This is a genomic window from Pseudomonas frederiksbergensis (assembly GCF_003732665.1).
In the GTDB taxonomy this organism is placed as follows: domain Bacteria; phylum Pseudomonadota; class Gammaproteobacteria; order Pseudomonadales; family Pseudomonadaceae; genus Aquipseudomonas; species Aquipseudomonas frederiksbergensis_G.
On record NZ_MOBP01000013.1, the window covers coordinates 144,272 to 167,141 of the forward strand.

The following is a 22,870-nucleotide window of genomic DNA, read 5'->3' on the forward strand; positions in this document are numbered from 1 at the left end:
GGCGTAAACAAAAAGACCGCAGCTCAGGCTGCGGTCTTTTTTTGTCCGGGATTCGGGCTAGTTCACGTCCACCAATACCGAACCAAATGAAAGAAGATCGGCGCCGCAAAGCACACCGAATCCAGTCGATCCAGCATCCCGCCATGACCTTCGATCATGTGCCCCCAGTCCTTCACGCCACGATCGCGCTTGATCGCCGACATCACGATGCCGCCGGCAAAGCCCAGCAGGTTGATCAGCAGCGCGATCAGGAATGACTGCCATGGGTTGAACGGTGTGGTCCACCACAACGCCGCGCCAATCAGCGACGACAGCAGCACGCCACCGACGAAGCCTTCGACGGTTTTCGAGGGCGACAGGTTGGGGGCGATTTTGTGTTTGCCGAACAGCTTGCCGCACACGTACTGCAACACGTCCGAGAGTTGCACCACGATCACCAGATAGGCGATCAGCAGCAGGTTGCGGCCTTCATAGCCGACGATATCCAGGGTCAGCAGGGCGGGTACGAACGATACGCAGAACACCGCAATCATCAGGCCCCACTGCACTTTCGACGCCCGTTCGAGGAAGTGCGTGCTGTCGCCACCGAGGGACGCGAGGATTGGCAGCAGCAGGAACACGTACACCGGGATAAAGATCGAAAATAGCCCATACCAATCGAAATAGATCAGCAGGTATTGCAGCGGCAGCGCCAGGTAAAACGCCGCCACCAGCGCCGGGTAGTCGCTGCGCCGGGTGGGCGTAAGCGTGAGGAATTCCCGTAGCGCGTAGAAAGACACCGCGTAGAACAGCAGGATCACCGCGCCGGTGCCGAGCCAGAAAGCGATGCCGATCACCACCACCATCACCCACCAGGCATTGATGCGGGCATTGAGGTTATCCACAACCGGGTTCGGCGAACCACGGGTGCGCAGTTTGAGAATCAGGCCAATCAGCGAAGCCAGAACCAGGATCAGGCCGATCCCGCCGAACAGCATCAGGGTTTGTCGATCCATGTCAGGAATGCTCCGGGGCGAGGGCCAGCAGCGCCTCGCGGCTGCGTGTCAGGAAGTGTTCTTTGCTCTCGTCGTCTTCCAATTGCAGCGGTGCGCCGAAACTGGTGGTGCACAGCAACGGCAGCGGCAGCACCCGACCTTTGGGCATGACCCGGTTGAGGTTAGCGATCCACACCGGAATCACTTGGGCCTGTGGGTAACTTTTTGCCAAGTGGTAGAGACCGCTTTTGAATGGCAGCAGTCCGTCTTCAAGATTGCGCGTGCCCTCGGGGAAGATGATCAGGGAATCGCCTCTCTCCAAAGCATCGAGCATCGGCTGCAAGGGGTTATCCACAGGGTCCTTGCGTTCACGGTCGATCAGCACGCCATTGAACACGCGGCTGATGATGTAGCGGCGCACGGCACTTTTATTCCAGTAGTCGCTGCCGGCCACCGGGCGCGTGAGTTTGCGCAGGGCCGGCGGCAGCGAAGCCCAAAGCAGCACGAAATCGCCGTGGCTGCTGTGGTTGGCGAAATAAATGCGCTGCACCGGTTCCGGCGCGCAACCCATCCACAGGCTACGGGCGCCGGTGACGGTGCGGGCCATGGAGGTAATGAGCGTGGCGACCACAGGTTCGAACATAAACGATTTCCTTATCCGGCGAGGGGAAGCCAAGGGCTGGCCAGGATGACGACAAAGGTGGGCAGCACCTGGGCAGCGACCAGGACAGCCTGTTTGCGCAACAGGTTAAGCGCTCCGCGCTGACGCTCGCTCCAGGGCCGGCCGGCGCGGTTGGCCGGTTGCAGGCCGAGGCTTTGCAGGGCTTGATCGAGATCGACAGTGCGGTGCGGCACGGCGTCAGCGTCTTGGGCGACGGCGTCAAACAAGTCCGCGTCGAACGCGACGCGCAGGGCCCAGTATTTTTGCAGCAGACCCAGGACGATCAACCAACCGCTAAGCAGCAGGCCCAGCGCCACCGGGGTGATCAACAGCAGTTGCAGCAAACCGAACACTACACCCAGCAAGGTCATCCCTGTGGATAACTGATCGAGGGCGCGGCCCCGGCGCAACAGGCTGGCGACCACGTGCAATTCCATATCAACCGGCATAGGCATGCTCCAGGGCTTGGCGATGGGCCGGGTGCAACACCACGTGCGGGCGTGCGGCTTTGATCATCGCCACGGCGGCATCGACCGTGTTCGCTCGGCCGCTGCGCAGCAACCACGCCGCCACCGCCGTGGCGCTGCGCGAATAACCCAGCGCACAGCAGACCAACAGCGGACCTTGCTGGCGCAGTTGCTCAATCGCCAGGGCTGCGGCGAGACATTGTTCGGTGCTCGGCGCGGTCAGGTCCAGGACCGGAATGCTTTGATAGGCGCGACCCCGTGGGTTGAGCGGCAGCTCGGCGCAAAGATCGACCACCGCTTTGAACGGCGCCAACTGATCAGCACCCGGCAGTCGGCCGAGCCAAACGTTATCCACAACCTGATCAGGCTGTGGATGCTTGCGAGTCCACAGCCGTGAATTGATCCACGCCGCCGCCGCGTAAGGCGCAAACAACCAGCGTGCGGCCGGGCTCAAACGGCCGTCGGCGCGTTTCTGAAACCCGGCGGCGTCGAGGGCTGCGTAATTCAGCGCCACCAACAGCAACGCCACGGCGGGCCAGATCAGCCACAACCCTCCACCGCCCAAACCGAACGCCGCAATGGCGAGGACCGCCGCGCCAAGTCCATAGCGCAGGGCCAGGCGCCAGCGTTTCGGATCCTTGGCCAAGCGCAAACTGCCCAAGGGGCTGGGACGATCCACTGGCCACAGCCACACACACAGCCAACCGGCGAGGGCGCCTGTGGGTAAGTCGATAAAGTGATGTTGATAAGTGGTCAGCACCGAAATCCCGATCAAGGCAAACCAGCCATGCACCAACCAGCGCCACACGCCTTGGGAGTGCCGTTGGTACATGACCCACAAAATCACCAGCAGCGCGATGTGCAGCGACGGCGCCTGGTTGAACGGCTTGTCGAACCCGGCCAGCACCGCGAACAGCCAGCCGAATACGCCGTCAAGCTCGGGCCGTTCAAAGGTGAAGCGCAGCGGCCACAGCAGGAAGCAACTGACCGAGATCACTTGCGCGCTCAACAGGCGCAAGGCGTGGCGTTTGAGTTCGTGGCGGCTGTTGGGCAGCAGCAGGGAAAAGCCGTACAGCAGGTCAATCGTCCAGTAGGGGACGATGGTCCACGCCCAGAATGGCATGGCACTTTCCCAACCGAACACGAACGTGCCGACATCGCTGCGCTGATTGGTCACCCAGGTGGCAAAGCCGTAGCTGGCGAAAAACAGCGGCGCGAGCACCAGCAGCCAGAGCACCGCCGGTTTTAGCAGCCCTGCTTCTCTAGGCGTGCCCTGCATCATTGCACCCGTTGCGCGAGGGATACGGTGAAGATCCCCCATTCATCCACACGCTGGGTGATCTTGCGGAAACCCGCTGCTTCCACCAGTTGATCCATTTCCGCCTGGCTGCGCCGACGCATCACCCAGGCCTGGCCCTGGCGGTGACTGGTGAGGGCGCGGGCAATCAGTTCCAGTTGCGGGTGCCACGGCTGGCCGGTGTAGACCAGATAACCACCGGGCTCCACCGCTTCGGCCAGACCGGCCAGCGAACCGCCGACCATCGTGTTGTCGGCGAACAATTCGTACAGCCCGGACACCACTGCCAGGGTTGGTTTTGGGTCCAGCGCGGCGAGGTCGGCGCGGTCAAACGCGTCACCCTTCACGAATTGCGCGATGTCGCCCAGGCCTTTATCGCGGATCAATGCGCCACCGTCGCGCACGTTGATGTCGCTGTAGTCGCGCAGCAGGATCGATTCCGGCAACGGGCTCACGCCCTGCAACGCTTCGAGAATGTAGCGGCCATGACCGGCGGCGATGTCGACGATGCGCACCGGGCGACCTTCGTCGCGCAGCTTGGTCATGGTCAGGCGCAGCAGTTCTTCGACGTTGAGTTTGCGCTGGCGAATGCCGCGCCAGCCGATGGAGTTCAGGTAATTCTGGTCAATCATCCGCCCGAGCCCGCCCTTGCCGGTGGGCTGGTTGCGGTACACGTAGTCGAGGGTGCTGCCGGAGTCGAAACCGGTGTCGAAGCCGAGTTTCACGCCCTCGGACAGTTTGCTGCCCAAACGCATGCTGGCGCGGGTCATGCGCCAGTACAGGTCACGCAGCGAGTTGTGTGGCAGCGGCGCGGCGAGGGATTCGGATTCGGCGCAGGTCAGGCCGATCTTGTCGGCGTCGAGCAGCGAGGCGCGGTCCAGCGGGTAGTCGAAGTTTTGCAGGATAAAACGCTTGGCGCTGGCCACGGCCACGGCGCGATCACGTTCGCCGAGGGTGTCGTGGAAGAAGCCCGGAAGGATGTGTTTCTCTTTTTTCAGGCTGCCCAGGCGTTCGAAAAACTGTTCCTGAGGTTTGCGGTGCACCACAAAGTCCGAGCCGGAAATCAGCAACTGGGTCGGCACCTGGATTGCCTGGGCATCGGCCACCACGCGGTCGGCGGCTTCGTACAAGCCGAGCAACACATTTACCGAAATCGCCTTGGTGATCAGCGGATCGCTGTCGTAGGATGCCACGCGTTCCGGGTCGTGGCTGAGGAACCTGGCCTTGACGTAGCTGTTGACGAAAAAGTTGCCGCGAAACTTGCGCATCAACCCCAGGCCGGGGCGGGCGAACGGCACGTAGAGCTTGACCTTGAACGCTGGCGAGGCGAGCACCAGGGCGCGGATGCGCGGCGCGTAGTCATGGACCCAGGTCGAGACGATCACGGCGCCGACGCTCTGGGCGATCACCGCCATGTTTTCTTCGTCGATCTGGTGGACGGTGTTCAGGTGATCGCAGAACGTCTGCACATCGCGCACGCTGGTGGCGAAACTCGGGCTGTCGCCCCGAGCACCGGGCGACTGGCCATGGCCCCGGGCATCCCAGGCAAAGAAGTCGAAACCCGGCAGATCCAGTTCATCCACCAGGTGGGCGATGCGCCCGGAGTGTTCATGGCCGCGATGAAACAGCAGCACAGCCTTGCGCGACTCGCCCGGATGGGCGGCGGTGGCCGGCCAGTGACGGTAGAACAGCTCGACGCCGTCGTGGGTGGTGAAGGTCTGATTCTGGGTTTCGCGCATTGCATGCTCCATATGCTGGGGTAGGGCCTTAGGCCGAGGGTGCGTTTTCCTGCACTTCTTTGAGGCCCTGACGGACCCGGTTGACCAAGGTGTAAGCCAGCAGGACGGCGATCACCCCAAACACAACGTTAATCCACACCGCGCTGATCCAGCCAATGGCGATGCCGGTGGCCAAAACACCGAGTACAAATGCACGATCACTTTTGCCCATCGGCCCGTCATACCGGCGCGATGCACCGACCATCGGCCCAAGCACGCCACTGTACTCGCTGAACAGCGCCAGCAGCGTGACCAACAGCACAATCAACACGCTCACGTCGGGAATCAGCGCAAACGGCAGGATCAGCGCACAGTCGGCGACGATATCGCACAGTTCATTGAGGTAGGCGCCCAGGCGCGATTGCTGGCCGAATTCCCGGGCGAGCATGCCGTCGATGGCGTTCAGCGCCATGCGCAGGATCATCCACAGCGGAATCAATACAAACACCCAAAGATGCTGGGCGAAACAGGCAATCGCAACGCCCACCACCAGCGAAATCACCCCGGCCAGCACGGTGATTTGGTTGGCGGTGGTGCCGTTATCGAACAATCGCTGCACCAACGGACGCAACAGGTTCTGGAACGCCGGTTTAAGCTGGTAAATGGAGGGCATCGGGGGGATGGTCTCGGCAATTGAACGGGTGAACGTTCAGGGTTATACGTCACAATAATCAGAATGCCAGTAAAACCCATCTTCCAGCGAAATCCAGGTCCGATCGGACATTGTTGGCTCGCGATTGTTGTGCTCAGGAGTTCACCGATGGACCGCTTTCAGGAAATGCAGGTGTTCGCCGCCGTCGCCCAGGACCAAGGCTTCTCGGCGGCGGCGCGCCGTTTGGGAATGTCGGCGGCCAGCGTCACCCGCGCAGTGGCGGCGCTGGAGCAACGCATCGGCACGCCGTTGCTGACGCGCACCACCCGCAGCGTGCATCTGAGCGAGGCGGGCCAGCGTTACCTGGAGGACTGCCGCAGAATCCTCGTCGAGGTGCAGGAAGCCGAGGATTCCGCCGCCGGCAGCCACACCCAGCCCCGTGGGCAATTGACGGTCACGGCGCCGGTCTTGTTCGGTGAGCTGTTTGTCACGCCGTTGATGGTCAATTACCTCAATCAGTTCCCTGACGTCACGATCAACGGCTTGCTGGTGGATCGCGTGGTGAGCATGGTCGAGGAGGGCATCGATGTCGCTGTGCGCATCGGCGAGTTGCCCGACAGCAACCAGCACGCGATTCGGGTCGGCGAGGTGCGACGGGTGATCTGCGCATCGCCGGGCTATCTCGACACCCATGGCCGGCCCCGGCACCCGCAAGATTTGACCGGCGCGCCGGTGGTGGCCACGTCCTCCATCGGGCAACTCAGGAGTTGGCCGTTCCTGGATAAAGGCCAGCCCCTCAGCGTGCGTCCGGAGCCACGGCTGGTGGTCACCGCCAATCAGGCAGCGATCACTGCGGCAAGTCTGGGGTTGGGCCTGACGCGGGTGCTTTCCTATCAAGTGGCGAGCAAAGTCGCGAGCGGTGAGCTGGAAATCGTGTTGGCGGAGTTCGAGTTGCCGCCGCTGCCGATCCACATCGTGTACCAGGGCGGGCGCAAGGCCCCGGCGCGGATTCGCAGTTTTGTGGATTTTGCGGTGCAGGCGCTGCGTGATCACCCGGCCTTAAGGTAAGGCGCAAAACCTGTAGGAGCGAAGCTTGCTCGCGAAAGCGATTGATCATTCAACATCGCTGTTGGCTGACCTACCGCATTCGCGAGCAAGCTTTGCTCCTACAGGGGAAAGCGTGTTGGTTTATTGCGCTGAGTGAAACAATGGATTGCATCTGCTGGTAATTCTGTTGTTTTGGCAATAGGTAGATGATGCGTGCCATCGGTGCTGATCATTTCCTGATCGGCGCCACCACCCAGCGGAGCCGCTCATGCACGCCATCAAACTCTACAACTTTCCCCGCTCCGGCCATGCTCACCGTGCCGAGTTGATGCTGTCCCTGCTGCAACTGCCGACCGAGCTGATCCTCGTCGATCTGGCCAACGGCGCGCACAAGCAGCCGGAGTTCTTGGCACTCAACCCCTTTGGCCAGGTGCCGGTGCTGGATGATCAAGGCGTGGTGCTGGCCGATTCCAACGCGATCCTGATGTACCTGGCGCAGAAATATGGCAATGGCCGCTGGTTGCCGACCGACCCGGTCGGTGCCGCCAAGGTGCAGCGCTGGTTGTCGGTGGCGGCGGGGCAAATTGCCTTTGGCCCGGCCCGGGCGCGGCTGATTACGGTGTTTGGCGCGTCTTATAACGCTGAGGAAGTGATCGCTCGCTCCCACGACCTGCTCAAAGTGATGGATCAGGAACTGGCCCACTCCGAGTACTTGGTGGGCAATGAGCCGACCATCGCCGACGTTGCGGCCTACAGCTACATCGCCCATGCGCCGGAAGGCAACGTGTCCCTGGCCGATTACGCCAACGTGCGTGCCTGGCTGGCGCGGATCGAAGCCTTGCCCGGGTTTGTCGGCATGCCGCGCACCGCCGTCGGCCTGCAACAAAGCGCCTGACACTCTTGAGCTGTTCACACTGCGCCCGGGCGCAGGGGAGAAGCCGTTATGGAACATTCACCGTGGCACGCTGGCGAGAAACAGTTGCAGGAGCATGTGGGTGTTGCCGAGCGAATGGAAACCCTGGGCCGCCGGGTGATTCGCAGCGAAATGCCGGACCAGCATCGCCAGTTCTATCAGCAACTGCCGTTCATGCTGTACGGCGCGGTCGATGCCGATGGTCATCCCTGGGCGAGCATTCTCGAAGGGCCACCGGGCTTCGCGCACTCTCCTGACCCTGCCGGGTTGCAGTTCGAACGCTTGCCGGCCGCTGACGACCCGGCGCAATTGCACGCCGGGGACGCCATTGGGTTGCTGGGCATCGAGTTGCACACCCGGCGCCGCAACCGGCTCAACGGCCGGGTGGGCGCCATGACGGCCAACGGCTTCGGCGTCTCGGTGGAACAGTCGTACGGTAACTGCCCGCAATACATTCAATTGCGGCAGTTTCGGTCGGTGCCGCTGGCGGACCCATCGACCCGCATCGCGCAACACCTCGACGGGCTGGATGACGCCGCCCGGGCGATGATCGCCCAGGCCGATACCTTGTTCGTTGCCAGCTATGTGGACGTCGATGACCGTCGTTCGGTGGACGTTTCCCATCGTGGCGGCCAGCCCGGTTTTGTTCGTGTCGAGGGCAATCGCCTGACTATCCCGGACTTTGCCGGCAATCTGTTTTTCAACACCCTGGGCAACCTGCTGGTCAATCCCAGGGCCGGGTTGCTGTTTATCGATTTCAATTCTGGCGACCTGCTGCACCTCAGCGGTCGTGCTGAAGTCATCCTCGACGGCCCGCAAATCGAGGCCTTCCAGGGTGCCGAGCGCTTGTGGACGCTGGAGGTGGAACGTGTCGTGCGACGCCCGGCGGCGTTGGCCCTGCGCTGGCGTTTCGATGGGATGTCGCCCAACAGTTTGATGACCGGCACTTGGGAGCAAGCCGCCGCGCGTCTGCAAGCCCAGGCCTTGGGCGATGCCTGGCGGCCGCTGCGGGTGGCGCGCATCGAAGCGGAGAGCCAGAACATCCGCTCGATCTATCTGGAGCCCGCCGACGGTGCCGGGTTGCCGGTGTTCCAGGCCGGGCAGCATTTACCGCTGCGCTTCAAGATTGGCGATGACGTGCATATCCGCACCTACAGCCTGTCGAGTGCGCCGTCCGATGATTTTTTCCGCATCAGCGTGAAGCGCGACGGCTTGGTGTCTTCCCACCTGCATGAACAAATCCGCGTCGGCGATGTGCTGGAAGCCCGGGCGCCCCAAGGGCACTTCACCGTGGCGCCCCATGAGCGTCGGCCATTAGTGTTGTTGGCCGCTGGGGTCGGCATTACGCCGCTGCTGTCGATGGTGCGCGAGGTGGTTTATCAGGGCTGGCGCACCCGACGCATCCGGCCGACCTGGCTCTTCCAGAGTTCGCGCAGCTTGGCGGATCAACCGTTCCGCGCCGAACTGGATCGTTTACTGGAAGGCGCCGGCGACACGGTGCGTGTGGTGCGCCTGCTCAGCCAACCGGAAGCCGAGGCGCGGGAGGGCGAGGATTTTGACCTCACTGGACGCATCGATATGGCGTTGCTGCACGGCATGCTGGAGGTCGAGGATTTCGACGAAGTGGATTTTGTCCTGTGCGGACCGGGCGCCTTTACCCAAGGCATGTACGACAGCCTGCGGGAACTGGATATCCACGATTCAAGGATTCACGCCGAGACCTTTGGCCCCTCGACCTTGCGTCGGCGGTTGGACCCGGATGCCATCGTCATCGAACAACCGCCAGCCGCGACGACGTCGGTGCCGGTGGTGTTCCAGCGTTCGGCCAAAGAGGCGCGCTGGCAACCGGACGGTGGCAGCTTGCTGGAGTTGGCGGAAAGTCGTGGCTTGCGCCCGGAATTCAGTTGCCGTGGTGGGTCGTGCGGGACCTGCAAGACCCGGTTGATCAGCGGCCAGGTGAATTATCCACAGCCTCCCGCCGAGGTGCCGGATGAGGGGCAGGTGCTGATTTGTTGTGCGATTCCGGCCAGGAGTTTGGAGCCGTTGGTATTGGATTTGTAATCAGCGTTTTTGCGTCAACCAGTGCGGGGCTTGAGAAACCGCGTATTAAGGGTAATTTGCATGTCGCCTCTGTGTCTCCACCAGCATTGGCTGAAGATTGCGCAGAGTGCGTTCGGTCATTTGCTCGCTGGCTTCACGCCAGTTGATCCAGTGCCAATCCGCGACGTCACGGGCAGCCGGGAATTGGCCGCTGCTTTCGAGACGGGCCACCAGGTCCGCCAGGCTTTGCGGCTCGGCCAGATCGAAGTAGGCCATGAACTCCCCGCCGATTTCGCGGAAGACTGGAATATCGCTGCCCATCGCCGGTAAGCCGCGCTGCATGGCTTCCACCAATGGGAGGCCAAAGCCTTCGACCCAGGACGGAAACACCAGTGAACTGGCGTGGGAGTAGGCGTATTCGAGGCTGGTGTCGCTCAAGTCGTTGAACATGAACAGCCGTTTGTTCAGCTGTGGATGGTTGCGCACCCGGCTGAGCAGTGCATCGCACTTCCAGCCGATGTGCCCGGCGATGCACAAGCGGGCATTTGAACCTGATGCCCAAGCGAGATCGAAGGCGTCAAGCAGGAAGGCGTGGTTCTTGCGCGGTTCGATGGTGCTGACCATCAGGAACACCGGATCCGCCGTTTCGAACATTCGACTCAGGCGCGGCTCGACAATGGCGTTGGCTTCACGCAGGTCCAGTTCGGAGCCAAGGTGAAAATAGTCGAACCACAGTTCATTGGCTTTGCCGGGCCCCACCCGGCGCTGCAATTCCTTACGAACCTGGTCGCACACCGTGGCGGAAATGGCCACGTAACCGTCGGCGGTCCGGCTGATCCAGTCGAACCACTCTTTGAAAACCTGCACCGGTCGCGCGTCGTAAAACTGCGGGTGAGTCAGCGGAATCAAGTCGTAGATCACCGACACGATACCGACGCCATCGCGCTTGAGTTGTTCGGCCCACGGGAAGAAGTCGGGGTGCCAGGAAGAATCCAGCAGCACCAGTTGATCCCCCGGCTGATGCTGCAGCGGCGCGCAGCGCTTGGGCAGTTGATACTGGTTGACCCGGTCGATCAGCCGCAGCGGCACGCTGAAACAGGCCAGTGCTGTCAGGCGGTAAGCCACGTACAGCAGGCGTCGTGCAAATTTTGAGGTGCAGCGTTTGTCGAGACGCTGGTGCAGTTGCCAGAAGTGATGGGCGACGTGTTCCAACCGGCCGGCGAACGTCATCATCCAATCGAAAAACGGTATGTTCAAAGCACCAAGCTTGAGCACCCGATAGAGTTTGCCCTTGAGCATCACAACCGGAATGCACTCCACGCCGTTCATGCTTTTGGGCAGTTGATTGACGACGTTGCGCACCACACGCTGAATACCCGAATTGACCTTGGGGTGCTGGAATACGTGGGTGCACTCTACCAATAGACGGATCATAGCGAGCATTCCGGAGCAGTCGAACCGGTGCGCATGGTCATGCGGCAGTCTTTGATATGTTGTTCTGCGAGTCCAGTCAGACCCTTTACGAACAGACGCTTTTTCAAACAGCGGCCCCTTGGTTATACATTTCGTCCATCCCCCTACAGGCTTTGCGGAGATGTCTGACGGACCGGTTGGATTCAGGTGCGTAAGACAGGCGAAATGATTTGTTGTAGTTGTTTGGTAGCCAATTTGTGCCAATTGCTCGGCAATTTCAACAGGTCCAACCGTGACCGGTCAGTTCTCATTCAGCGTAGCTTGATTTTTCTCGCTGGGCGGTTCACGAATCCTCAACGGATGTGTTTAGAATGCACCTCGTCACGATTACTCAAGGTTCGGCCGGGTTGTTTTGAAACCTCCCGAAGCTGACCATTAAAACAAGAACGTAGACGGGCAAGAAGACGATGGGCGAGGGCCGGTAAAACCGACTTGATCCGTCGCTTTGCCGTCATAGAGTGAGGCTGCCGGGATGGCAGTTTCATCGTGGAATGCCATGAATTTCATTCTTTACTCGGACGTCAACGACAGCTCCATCAGCCAGAGTCTGGGCCGTCCCGAATACAGCTACTACTTCGTGCTCAAGGCGTATCGCCCGGTGCTCGAAAGCCTTGGGCGGGTGCATGTGGTGTCTTGCGTCGCAGAGGTCGATCCCCTCTATCGACAATTGCTCGCCGCTGGCGAAGACAGCCTGTTCCTGTCCTTCACGCCACCACAGAAAACCCCGAATGACCTGGACTGCCCGACGATCTGCGTGGTGGCCTGGGAGTTCGATTCGATTCCGGACGAAGAGTGGGACAACGACCCGCGCCAGGACTGGACGCAGATGCTTGCACGCCAGGGGCGGGTGATCACGCTCTCCAGTCACACCGCCCGGGCGATTCGCCGGGCAATGGGTGCAGACTTCCCGGTGTTGGTATTGCCGACACCCTTATGGGAAAACTTCGCAGCCATACGCAGTCACCACACCAGCGCGCCGGTCAACCCGGGTTCAACCTTGGCGATCAAAGGTTGCATCTTTGATAGCCGCACTCTCGGGCTGTCTGCCGATGCACTTCTTCCGCAGCCGCCGACCGCCGAGGAACTGGCGGCACTGGAGGCCCTGCGGCCGCCACCGCTGACGCTCAAGCGCCGCTTTGTCATCGCCCGCCATTTTCTGCGGCTGTGGGCGCTGGACTTGGGCAAGATGCAGCCGGAGCCTGTGCATCGCACGTACTTTCTCAAGCAGTGGTATTGGGAGGGGATTCGCGATCTGTTTTCGGACCCGATTCATGAACGATTGGCCAATGCCTTGCCAGCGATCGCTGGCCCGCAGCCGATTGTGGTGCCCGATCCCGTTCCGCTGGATCTGCCCGACACCAGTGGCCAGGTCGAAATCGGGGTGGATGGCGTGGTCTACGTCAGCGTGTTCAACCCTCGCGACGGTCGAAAAAACTGGCATCAACTGATCACCGCGTTCTGCTGGGCATTCCGTGAAACCGACGATGCCACATTGGTGCTGAAGATTACCCAAAGCGACCTGTCGTCCTATTACACCGAGCTGATGACCTTGCTCGCGCAGTTATCGCCATTCGCCTGTCGGGTGGTGGTGATGCACGGCTATCTGGACGATCCGCAATACGCCCGGCTCTACGAAGCCGCCAGTTTCTACGTCAATGCATCACGCTGCGAGGGCCTGTGCCTGCCGCTGATGGAGTTCATGGCCAGCGGCAAACCGGTGATCGCCCCGGACCACACCGCGATGGAGGACTACATCGATGAGGACGTGGCGTTTGTGGTCAAGTCCAGCGAAGAACTGACCATCTGGCCCCAGGACACTCGCATCATTTACCGCACCCTGCGCTATCGCCCGGACTGGGGGTCGCTGAAAACCGCCTACGAAAACAGCTACCGGATGGCCAAGGAACAACCCCAGGATTACCAGCGCATGTCCCGGGCCGCGATCGAGCGCATGCACGATTACTGCGGGTTCACCCCGGTGCAGCAGCGCCTGGCGGATTTCTTCGGGCTAGCGCCACAGGCTGCGATGCCGGCGACCGAGATGGATAACGCCTCATGCTGATCATCATTCATTCGGAAACCAACCAGCACACCATCACCCAGAACCTTGGCCGTTCGGAGTACAGCTATTACTTCGTGCTCAAGGAATACCGGCCCGTGCTGGAACGATTGGGGCAGGTCATCGAAGTCAGCGATCCGCAAGCCGAAGTCGATGCCCTGTATTTCGACTGCTTGGCTCGTGGCGAAGACTGCGTATTCCTGTCGTTCTCACCGCCCCATCGCACGCCGGTGCACCTGGCCTGTCCGACCCTGGCGGTGTTCGCCTGGGAGTTCAGCACCATTCCCAACGAACCGTTCGCCGGCGAGCCGCGCAATGACTGGCGCACCGTGTTGCGGGCTTCAGGCGCGGCCATCACGCACTCCAGCTATACGGTCAACGCCGTGCGCGAGGCGATGGGCGCGGATTATCCGATCGTCGCCGTGCCCGCGCCGGTGTGGGACCGTTTTGCTGCCCGTGGCGCGCAGTTGCAGCGCCAGCCACTGGCCAATCAGGTGACGTTGAAGATCAAGGGCTTGGTGGCGGACAGTCGCCAACTCGATCTGCAAGCGTTTGGCCCGGCGCATTTGCGCACGGGGGAGGGCATCGATTTCGAAGCGCCGGCCAGTGAGCATGAATTGGTCCTCGACGGCGTGATCTACACCTCGGTGTTCAACCCCAGCGACGGGCGCAAGAACTGGGAAGACATGCTCAGTGCCTTCTGCGTGACGTTCCGCGACGCGCCGGACGCGACCCTGGTGCTAAAACTGACCCACCACGATGCCGAAGAAGCCCTGGCCGACATCCTTCATCACTTGTACAAAAATCAGTCCTACCGCTGCCGGATCGTGCTGATCTATGGCTACCTGGCGGATGCGGATTACGAGCGTCTGGTCGAAGCCACCAGCTATGTGGTCAACACCGCGTATGGCGAAGGCCAGTGCCTACCGCTGATGGAGTTCATGTCCTGCGGCAAACCGGCGGTAGCGCCGCGCACCACGGCGATGCTCGATTACCTGAATGCCGACAACGCCTTCATCATCGACACCACCGACGAGCTGACAGCCTGGCCCCACGACCCGCGTCGGGCGTTCCGCACGTTGCGCTACATCACCAATTGGGCTTCGTTGTGCACGGCGTACCGGGCCAGCTATGAGGTGGCCAAGGGTGATCCCGAGCGTTATTCGAGGATGTCCGCCCACGCGGTGGCCAGCCTCAAGAACTTCTGCAGCCAGGCCACCGCCGAACAACGGCTGAAGGTGTTTTTTGCCGACCTGATCGAAACCCGCGCTGTATCTGCCTTGGAAACCCCCGAGACATGACCAGCAAACGGATCATGGACATCGAGCTGTTGCGCGGCATTGCGGTGCTCGGCGTGTTGTTTCATCACCTGACGGGCAGCCTGTTCACCGACCCGGTGCCGTTGCTGGAAAAAATCCATGGCTGGGGCCAACCCTGGTGGGGCGTCGATCTGTTTTTCGCCATCTCTGGTTTCGTCATCGCCCGCAGCCTGATCCCCGCCTTGCAGGGTTGCAGCACGCGTCAGGAATACTGGCAGCAGACGCGCAACTTCTGGCTGCGCCGGGCCTTTCGCTTGTTGCCGTCGGCGTGGCTGTGGCTGGCACTGATGCTGCTGGCCTGTGTGTTGATCAACCGCTCCGGGGCGTTCGGCAGCTTGCACGCCAACCTTCAGGCAACCCTGGCCGGGGTCGCGCAGTTTGCCAACTTCCGCTTCGCCGACAGCTTCTATCGCTACGAGTACGGCACCAGTTTTGTGTACTGGAGCTTGTCGCTGGAGGAGCAGTTCTACCTGTTGTTCCCGCTGCTGATCCTGATCTGTCGCAAGCACCTGGTCTGGGCCTTGCTGGCGCTGGTCGCGGTGCAGTTGTTTACCCTGCGCACGCCGCTGCTGATGGTGGTGCGCACCGACGCCCTGGCCCTCGGTATCCTCTTGGCGATGTGGAGTGCGCGGCCAGGTTATATGCGCTGGGAGCCGACCTTCCTGCGCCGACCCTGGGCTGGCGTGTCGGTGCTGCTGGTCGTGGCGCTGGCGATGAGTGTGATTGCCACCGATCGCTTCACCTTCACCAACTACCGCATCGGTGCGATTGCCGTGCTCAGCGCGGTGCTGGTCTGGGTCGCGTCCTACAACCGTGACTACTTGATGCCGCGGGGTCTGCTGAAAAATCTGATGGTGTGGATTGGCAGTCGCTCTTACGGGATTTACCTGATCCACATTCCCGCCTATGCACTGGTGCGTGAAGTGATCTTCCGTTTGCAGGGCGCCGGTCTGCCGAGCCCGGCGGGCCATCCGATTCTGACCATCCTTATCGCCGGCGGGCTGATCGCCCTGTTGAGCGAGCTCAATTACCGCTTCGTCGAAATGCCCATGCGCAATCGCGGCGCCGCGTTGGTGCAACGCCTGGGCACGTCCCGAACCGCCGTCTCATCTCCTGGAGCCACCTCATGCTGAGCCTTTTGAAGAAACTCACGGCGGGCACACCCGCGCCCGCGCAGCCTGTAGCAGCGGTGGTGGATAAGGTCGACCCGTACATGCTCGGCCTGCACGATGCGATGCTCAGCGGCTGGTTCAATCAGGAAACCGGCGAGCTGTTCACCGGTTTCCCGGTGACCGCCGAGGACACCTTGCTCGACGTCGGCTGCGGTGATGGCGGCAACGTGCATTTCTGCGGGATGCGCGGGGCGAAGATCATCATTGCCGACATCGATGCGGCCAAGGTTGAGGCGACTCGCCAGCGTCTGGGCGACACCCCGGCCCGGGACGTTGAATGCCACGTCACCGACTGCAATCCGCTGCCGATTGCCGATGCCACCGCCACCCGCGTGGTCTCCACCGAAGTCATCGAGCACGTCGACGACCCGGCGCAATTCCTTGCCGAGCTGGTGCGAGTCGGCAAACCGGGGGCGCTGTACCTGCTCAGCGTGCCGCACCCCAGCTCCGAAGACCTGCAAAAAGACATCGCCGCGCCGGAGTACTTCCAGAAGCCCAACCACATTCGCATCATCAGCGAAGAGCAGTTCAAGGCCATGGTCAGCGACGCCGGCCTGGAAGTCCTGAGCCACAGCCAGTACGGGTTCTACTGGTCGATGTGGATGCTGTTGTTCTGGGAAGCCAAGGTCGATTTCAGCCAGCCTGATCACCCATTGCTCAATCATTGGGCCGATACCTGGCAAGCGATCCTCGATTCGCCACGGGGCGCGCAGATCAAGCAGGCGCTGGATGCAGTGGTGGCGAAGAGTCAGGTGATCATCGCCCGCAAGCCCTAATGAAGATCAACTGTGGGAGCGGGCTTGCTCGCGAATGCGCAGTGTCAGCCACATAAATGTTGAATGGCACACCGCTTTCGCGAGCAAGCCCGCTCCCACAGGGGTTTTGTGTACCCTGTCGGCCTGTGTTTGTAGGGATCAGGGATTTCATGCCGTTTTTCGTTCGTCTCTCGGTTCTGCTGACTGCGCTGTTGTTGCTCAACGGCTGCGAACAGCCCAACGCTCTGCCACTCGATCAACAACTCTACATCTGGCAACGCCAATGGACCCCGGCCCACGAAGCCGCGTTGCGGGACAGCCGCACCGATTTCTCGACCTTGCGGGTGCTGGCGTTGCAGGCGTTTCCCCAGGAAGGCTGGCGTCGGGCGCGGGTTGACGCGGGGTTGCTCAAGCAGGATGGGCGGCCGCTGATTGCGGTGATTCGCCTGGACGGCCAGCTCAAGGCGCTGGATCAGGACGAGGTCATTGCGCAGACCCAGCAAGTGCTCGGCGATTGGCAAGCCCAAGGCCTGACCCTGGCCGGGGTGGAAATCGACCACGATGCCGGCAACGCCCGGCTGCCAGCCTATCGGGCTTTTCTCACGCAACTGCGCGCCGCGCTGCCGGCGTCTTTACCCCTGAGCATCACCGCGCTTCCGGCCTGGCTCGACAGCCCCGAGTTGCCAGGGTTGTTGGCGACCGTCGACAGCAGCGTCTTGCAGGTGCACGCGGTCAGTGATCCACGGCGAGGCTTGTTCGATCCGGACCAGGCCAGGCAATGGGCCAAGGCCTGGAGTCGGATCACGAGCAAACCCTTCTACCTGGCACTGCCGGCCTATGGCGTGGCGTTGTTGCCGGACGCCGATGGCGCGCCGGTGGTGGAAAGCGAAGTGCCCCTCGAGCGCGGTGGCAAACGTCGGGAATTGCTGGCCGATCCACAGCAATTGAGCGCGCTCGGCAACGAGTTGCGCAAGCATCCGCCGGCCCATCTGGCGGGGCTGATCTGGTTCCGCCTGCCGCTGGCCGGTGACCGCCGAGCCTGGAGCCTGACCACCCTGGGCGCCGTGGCCCGCGGTGATGTCCTCGACAGTCGCCTGCACCTGCAACTCTCCGAACAAAATGGCCTCTATGACATTGCCATCACCAATCAGGGCAATCTCGACAGCGCCTGGCCCGAGCGCCTGACGCTGGCGGTGCAAGGCTGTGACGGCGCCGATGCCCTGGCCGGTTATGCGTTGCAACAAAGCCCGGATCTGCTTACCTTCACCCGCCTGCGCGACGGCCGAATGCCGGCCGGCGGACAGCGCGCCATCGGTTGGGCACGTTGCACACATATTGATCAAGGAGGTTCGCATGTTGACCCGTAACTGGCCCCGCCATCTGCTTTGCCTGAGCCTCAGCTTGCCGCTGGGTTCGGCGCTGGCCTGCGGGCCGGACTTTCCCATGCGCCTGCTGGATAACCGTGGCCAGTCACTGTCGGAGCTGCCGGAAGGCAACTTCGCCTTCGAGATCAATCGTCTTGGGCATGCCATCGCCGGGCTGAAAAATGTCACCGCCGCCACCAACAACCCGGATTACGGTTACGGCGATGCGCCGAGCTACACCGATCAACGAGACCAGGCTGAACAGGCCGGTTTGACCCCGGAGCAGCAAGCGCTGGTGAAGCAACTGCGTACGTTGACAGACGCCCATGAGGTGGAAAGCCAAGGCGCGAGTTTGCCGATGGATGTGCGCCTGTACCTGGCGGGCGCCGTGGCCTTCAATGCCGGCGAGCATGGGTTGGCCGCCGAGTACTTCCAGAAAGTGCTGGCGCTGCCGGCCGATCAACGTGCATTGCGCAGCACGTGGGCGGCTTACTCTTTGGGCCGGGCGCTGTTCGCCATGAGCGACGAGGCGGGCGCCGGGCCTGATCTGTTGGCGCAATCGCAAAAGGCGTTCGAGCAGACCCGTCAGTTGAGCATCGATGGTTTCAGCGATCCGCTGGAACTGGGGGTTGCCAGCCTCGGCGAAGAAGCCCGAGTGGTGCTCACGGCGGGCGACTGGAACCGCGCCATCGAACTCTATGCCACACAAAATATCCACGGTTCGGCGGTGGGGTACTCCTCGCTCAAGCAATTGATGGGCGAACTCAGTGCTTTGCCTGACGATCAACTGGCCGAATTGCTCAAAGGCAAAACCGTGCAGCAATTGGTTACAGCCTCATTGGTCAGTCGGGTTGGCTGGTCATTTGGTGATCAACCGCCGAGCGAGAAGAAACTGATCCAATTGCTGCAAAACAGCACTCGCGGCAGCCTCGACAATGCTGATCGACTGGCGGCGATGAATTATCAGCAGGGCGATTACGTCAGCGCCAAAGCCTTTGTCGAGCACGCGGGGGACGGCGGCCTGGCCTGGTGGGTGCGGGCCAAACTGGCGCTGCGCGAGGGTGATAAAACCGCTGCCGCTGCGGCCTATGCGAAAGCCGCCCAGGCATTCCCGCAGGATGAGTCTTGGGGCGGACGACGCACCGCGGACTGGGATTTTGAAAGCGTCCAGCCCAAGTGCCGGGTCGAAGGTGAAAGCGCGATTCTCGCGCTGGAGCGCGGGGATTACCTGCAAGCCTTCGATCAGCTTTATCGCAGCAAAGGTGTGTATTGGCTCGACGCCGCTACGGTCGCCGAGCGGGTGCTGACCGTCGATGAGCTCAAGCATTACGTCGACACCCAAGTGCCGGCACCGCCGCCGCTGACCCAGCAGGAACGGGACAACTATGTGCCGTTGCCGGTGGCGGCGAGTTTGCGCAATTTGCTCGGGCGGCGGTTGTTGCGGGAAGAGCGTTACGACGAGGCGCCGGGGTATTTCGATAACGTCGACTTACAGAACAAGGCCAAGAACTATACGCACTTCCGTCATGAGGCCGACGCGGCGTGGTGGCCCACCACCCGCGCCGCTGCGTTGTTCAATGCCGCGAGCTTCGCTCGGCTCTGGGGGATGGAGATCCTGGGCTATGAGATGGCCCCGGATTACGCCACGTTCGGCGGTAACTACAGCTTGGAAACCCCCGAGCTGAAAGTCGGCCCCTTGGTGGCGGAAGGGGAGGTACAGCGCCAGCAGGCCAGCGCGGCGAAACCGAACGAGCGCTACCACTACCGGTTTGTCGCCACGGCATTGGCCAGCCGCGCCGCCGATAACCTGCCGCGCACCAGCCAGGCTTTTGCGGCGGTGCTGTGTACGGCATCGAGCTGGAATTCCAGCCTCGAAGAGCAAAGCGCGCTTTACCAGCGTTACGTCGACGAAGGCCCTTACGTGTACTGGGCCGGGGATTTTGGCCATCAGTGCCACTCCCCGGACTTCCAGAACGCCAGCAAACGCTATGTGACCCAAGTGGTGGATGCCGCACGTTCAACGCTACGGCCGTATAAGAAACCGGTGCAGTTTGGCAGTGTCGTGGTGGTCGTGGCGGCGGCGCTGTGGTTGATCAATCGTCGTCGCCGCCGCAATGCGCAGTAAGGCTTACGCCTGCTGCACGAAGGTCAGCCGCAGGGCGAAACCGATCAACAGGCTGCCGAACAGCCATTGCTGCACCCGTTGGGCCGATGGACTGCGTTGCAGCCAACGGCCCAGCGCGGCGCCGGCCAGTGCGTAAGCGCTGTCGAACAGCAAACCGACGCCCACCAGTATCACGCCAAGCACGGCGAACTGAGCCAGCACCGGCCCGGCCTGGGGATTGATGAACTGCGGCAGCAACACCGAGCAGAACAACAAGGCCTTGGGGTTGAGCAGGTTGGTCAGCAAGCCGCGCTGGATCGACGCGCGCCAGCGCGGTTTCCCGGCGATTTCGCCTTCGCCATTCAGGTTCGGCAGCATCGTGGTGCGCAGGCACTGAATGCCGATCCATAACAGGTACGCGGCCCCGGCCAGGCGCACCACCTCGAAGGTCCAGGGCGCAGCCTTGAACAACGCCGCCAGCCCCAGCGCCGCCAACGCCACATGACAACCCCGGGCAATCCCCAGGCCTACCGCCGTGGCCAGCGCCGCACCTTTGCCCTGGCGAGCACCGGTTTGCAGCAGCAGAATCATGTCCGGGCCGGGCAACAGAAAGACCACCGCCAATGCCATGAAAAACAGCCACAGTCCTGCCATGTCGCACCCCATTCGTTGTCGATTTGGTAGGGCCAGTCTAGAGCGGGAGGGCAGGGCAGGTGCTTGCGTAGTTTGCTTTTAATACGGCATGGATTGGCATAACCTGCCACGTAACGTCGCACTCACCATCAGGATCTGCCACACCATGAAACTGGATGCCTATGACCGCAAGATCCTCGCCGCCCTGCAACGGGACGGGCGCCTGAGCAATGTGCAATTGGCCGAAGAGATCGGTTTGTCGGCATCACCGTGTTTGCGCCGGTTGCGGATGCTCGAAGAGGCCGGGGTGATTCGCGGCTATCAGGCCAATCTTGATCGCGACGAAGTCGGGCTGGGGTTGACGGTGTTTGTCGGGGTCAAGGTTGAACGCCACAACGATGAACAGGCCGAAGCGTTTCGCCTGGCGGTGACGGCGTTGCCCGAGGTGATTTCGGCGTTCCTGGTGTCCGGGGAATCGGATTTCCTGCTGCAAGTGGTGGTGCCGGATCTGCGCGCCTACGACCGGTTTCTCACCGGGCGCTTGCTGAAGTTGCCGGGGGTGAGTGACATTCGCAGCAACTTTGCGATTCACACAGTGAAGACGCCGGGGGCGTTGCCTCTGGAACATTTGCCGCTTTAGACCGAGTCGGTCCCTTCGCGAGCAAGCCCGCTCCCACAGTTGAAATGCATTCCCATGTGGGAGCGGGCTTGCTCGCGAAGACGGCCGAACTGACGACATCAATCTATCCGGCTACCCACTACATCTGCGTCGCCATCCCCTCCACATTCATCGCCGCCTGGCGCAATGCCTCGGAGCGGGTCGGGTGCGGATGGCAGGTCAGGGCAATGTCCTCGGCAGACGCGCTGAACTCCATGGCCACGCAATATTCGCCGATCATTTCACTGACGCTCGGCCCGACCAGATGCACGCCAAGTATTTCGTCGGTGCGCTCATCGGCCAGCACTTTGGCGAAGCCTTCGGTCTCGTGATTGATCTTCGCCCGGCTGTTGGCGGTGAATGGGAATTTGCCGACCTTGTAGGCACGACCTTCGTTCTTGAGCTGTTCCTCGGTCTTGCCGACGCTGGCCAGTTCCGGTTTGGTGTAGATCACGTTGGGAATCAGGTCGTAATTGACCTCGCCCGCCTTGCCGACAATCTGCTCGACGCAGGCCATGGCTTCGTCTTCGGCCTTGTGGGCGAGCATCGGCCCGGACGTGACGTCGCCGATCACCCAGATCCCGGCGGCTTCGGTGCGATGCCCCTTGTTGGCGAGCATGCCGCGTTTGTCAGTGGCGAGGCCAACGTTCTCCAAACCCAGGCCTTGGGTGTAAGGCCGGCGGCCGATGGCCACCAAAACATAATCGGCTTCCAGCAACTCAGCGGTGCCCCCGGCGGCGGGTTCGACGCTGAGTTGCACGCCGTTGGCCGAGGCGGTGGCGCTGGTGACTTTTGAGCTCAACTTGAAGCTGATGCCTTGCTTGGTCAGCGAGCGTTGCAGGGTTTTACCGGCCTCGCCATCGACGCCGGGACAGATCCGGTCCAGAAACTCGACCACCGTCACCTGGGCGCCCAAACGCCGCCAGACCGAGCCCAGCTCCAGGCCGATCACCCCCGCGCCAATCACCACGAGATGCTTCGGCACTTCGGCCAGGGACAGCGCGCCGGTGGAGTCGAGGATGCGTTGGTTATCGATGTCGACGCCGGGCAGGGGAGTGGGCTCGGAGCCGGTGGCGATGATGATGTCCTTGGCGCTCAGCTCGGTCTTGGCGCCCTGGCTATCGGTGACGGTGACCTTGCCCGGCCCGTCGATGTGGCCCCAGCCTTTGATCCAGTCGACTTTGTTTTTGCGAAAGAGAAACTCGATGCCCTTGGTCAGCCCGGCAACGCTTTCATCCTTCTGCTTCATCATCTGCGCGAGGTTGAGGGTCGGTTTGACCTCAATCCCCAGGTTGGCGAATTCCGCGCCCATGGCCGCATCGTAAAGTTCGGAAGCGTGCAGCAACGCCTTGGACGGCATGCAGCCGACGTTCAGACAGGTGCCGCCGAGGGTGGCGCGACCTTCGACGCAAGCGGCTTTCAAACCGAGCTGGCCGGCGCGGATCGCTGCGTTATAACCGCCCGGGCCTCCGCCCAGAATCACGACGTCATAAGTGCTCATGCTGTTACTCCTGGAAAGAAAAGACCGGATCGATAAACGTAGCTGGCGGAAAAAATTACGAGC

At 61.8% G+C, this 22,870-nt stretch carries 19 protein-coding genes; 10 read left to right on the forward strand and 9 right to left on the reverse strand.

The features are described 5' to 3' along the window. Positions 1-62: 62 nt before the first annotated feature. From BK665_RS21095 to BK665_RS21120, 6 genes are read right to left on the reverse strand one after another with little or no spacing between them, the layout of a single operon-like run. A complete protein-coding gene (locus tag BK665_RS21095) occupies positions 63-995 on the reverse strand; it encodes a phosphatidate cytidylyltransferase (protein ID WP_123408566.1) in 933 nt (310 codons plus the stop codon). 1 nt (position 996) lies between these two features. Then, entirely contained in the window at positions 997-1,617 is a 621-nt protein-coding gene (locus tag BK665_RS21100; protein ID WP_123408567.1) for a lysophospholipid acyltransferase family protein, read from the reverse strand. Positions 1,618-1,628: 11 nt separating this feature from the next. Continuing rightward, positions 1,629-2,084, reverse strand: coding sequence for a hypothetical protein (locus tag BK665_RS21105; RefSeq protein ID WP_123408568.1), 456 nt, complete (start codon positions 2,082-2,084; stop codon positions 1,629-1,631). Then, positions 2,074-3,384, reverse strand: coding sequence for a phosphatase PAP2/dual specificity phosphatase family protein (locus BK665_RS21110; RefSeq protein ID WP_123408569.1), 1,311 nt, complete (start codon positions 3,382-3,384; stop codon positions 2,074-2,076). The genes BK665_RS21105 and BK665_RS21110 overlap by 11 nt, the downstream gene beginning before the upstream one ends. Continuing rightward, the gene (locus BK665_RS21115; protein WP_123408570.1) at positions 3,381-5,138 is read right to left on the reverse strand and encodes a bifunctional alpha/beta hydrolase/class I SAM-dependent methyltransferase; all 1,758 of its coding nucleotides are present in this window, start codon (positions 5,136-5,138) and stop codon (positions 3,381-3,383) included. The genes BK665_RS21110 and BK665_RS21115 overlap by 4 nt, the downstream gene beginning before the upstream one ends. 28 nt (positions 5,139-5,166) lie before the next feature. Next, positions 5,167-5,790, reverse strand: a complete 624-nt coding sequence (locus BK665_RS21120) for a CDP-alcohol phosphatidyltransferase family protein (protein WP_123408571.1) — start codon at positions 5,788-5,790, stop codon at positions 5,167-5,169. A gap of 147 nt (positions 5,791-5,937) precedes the next feature. On the opposite strand from BK665_RS21120, the gene BK665_RS21125 reads away from it, so the two are divergent. The 3 genes from BK665_RS21125 to BK665_RS21135 all read left to right on the forward strand — a co-directional run bounded on the left by BK665_RS21125 (position 5,938) and on the right by BK665_RS21135 (position 9,790). Further along, a complete protein-coding gene (locus BK665_RS21125; RefSeq protein WP_123408572.1) occupies positions 5,938-6,837 on the forward strand; it encodes a LysR family transcriptional regulator in 900 nt (299 codons plus the stop codon). Positions 6,838-7,084: 247 nt separating this feature from the next. Further along, on the forward strand, positions 7,085-7,711 hold the full coding sequence (locus BK665_RS21130) for a glutathione S-transferase family protein (RefSeq protein ID WP_123408573.1): 627 nt from the start codon (positions 7,085-7,087) through the stop codon (positions 7,709-7,711). A gap of 48 nt (positions 7,712-7,759) precedes the next feature. Beyond that, complete coding sequence (locus tag BK665_RS21135; RefSeq protein ID WP_123408574.1) at positions 7,760-9,790, forward strand: pyridoxamine 5'-phosphate oxidase family protein; 2,031 nt, start codon at positions 7,760-7,762, stop codon at positions 9,788-9,790. Positions 9,791-9,835: 45 nt separating this feature from the next. Here BK665_RS21135 and BK665_RS21140 read toward each other — a convergent pair whose 3' ends face one another. Continuing rightward, positions 9,836-11,203, reverse strand: coding sequence for a glycosyltransferase family 4 protein (locus BK665_RS21140; RefSeq protein WP_123408575.1), 1,368 nt, complete (start codon positions 11,201-11,203; stop codon positions 9,836-9,838). A 535-nt stretch (positions 11,204-11,738) separates the two neighbouring features. On the opposite strand from BK665_RS21140, the gene BK665_RS21145 reads away from it, so the two are divergent. The 6 genes from BK665_RS21145 (at position 11,739) to BK665_RS21170 (ending at position 20,036) form a co-directional block, all read left to right on the forward strand. Next, positions 11,739-13,304 carry a glycosyltransferase gene (locus tag BK665_RS21145; protein WP_259699644.1) on the forward strand — a complete coding sequence of 522 codons (1,566 nt, stop codon included), beginning with the start codon at positions 11,739-11,741 and terminating at the stop codon, positions 13,302-13,304. Next, the gene (locus BK665_RS21150; RefSeq protein ID WP_123408577.1) at positions 13,298-14,602 is read left to right on the forward strand and encodes a glycosyltransferase; all 1,305 of its coding nucleotides are present in this window, start codon (positions 13,298-13,300) and stop codon (positions 14,600-14,602) included. Before BK665_RS21145 ends, BK665_RS21150 begins: the two co-directional genes overlap by 7 nt. Then, positions 14,599-15,753 (forward strand): acyltransferase family protein, encoded by a 1,155-nt coding sequence (locus BK665_RS21155; RefSeq protein WP_123408578.1) that lies wholly within the window; start codon positions 14,599-14,601, stop codon positions 15,751-15,753. Before BK665_RS21150 ends, BK665_RS21155 begins: the two co-directional genes overlap by 4 nt. After that, on the forward strand, positions 15,747-16,568 hold the full coding sequence (locus BK665_RS21160) for a class I SAM-dependent methyltransferase (RefSeq protein WP_123408579.1): 822 nt from the start codon (positions 15,747-15,749) through the stop codon (positions 16,566-16,568). The genes BK665_RS21155 and BK665_RS21160 overlap by 7 nt, the downstream gene beginning before the upstream one ends. Positions 16,569-16,717: 149 nt before the next feature. Beyond that, positions 16,718-17,914: a DUF3142 domain-containing protein gene (locus BK665_RS21165; RefSeq protein WP_123408580.1), complete on the forward strand. Its 1,197-nt coding sequence runs from the start codon at positions 16,718-16,720 to the stop codon at positions 17,912-17,914. Further along, entirely contained in the window at positions 17,901-20,036 is a 2,136-nt protein-coding gene (locus tag BK665_RS21170) for a hypothetical protein (protein WP_123408581.1), read from the forward strand. Before BK665_RS21165 ends, BK665_RS21170 begins: the two co-directional genes overlap by 14 nt. Positions 20,037-20,039: 3 nt before the next feature. Here BK665_RS21170 and BK665_RS21175 read toward each other — a convergent pair whose 3' ends face one another. Further along, positions 20,040-20,669 carry a LysE family translocator gene (locus BK665_RS21175; RefSeq protein WP_123408582.1) on the reverse strand — a complete coding sequence of 210 codons (630 nt, stop codon included), beginning with the start codon at positions 20,667-20,669 and terminating at the stop codon, positions 20,040-20,042. Between the two features lie 145 nt (positions 20,670-20,814). On the opposite strand from BK665_RS21175, the gene BK665_RS21180 reads away from it, so the two are divergent. Then, entirely contained in the window at positions 20,815-21,288 is a 474-nt protein-coding gene (locus tag BK665_RS21180; protein WP_123408583.1) for an Lrp/AsnC family transcriptional regulator, read from the forward strand. 118 nt (positions 21,289-21,406) lie between these two features. Here BK665_RS21180 and lpdA read toward each other — a convergent pair whose 3' ends face one another. Further along, entirely contained in the window at positions 21,407-22,807 is a 1,401-nt protein-coding gene (lpdA, locus tag BK665_RS21185) for a dihydrolipoyl dehydrogenase (RefSeq protein WP_123408584.1), read from the reverse strand. Positions 22,808-22,870 lie beyond the last annotated feature (63 nt).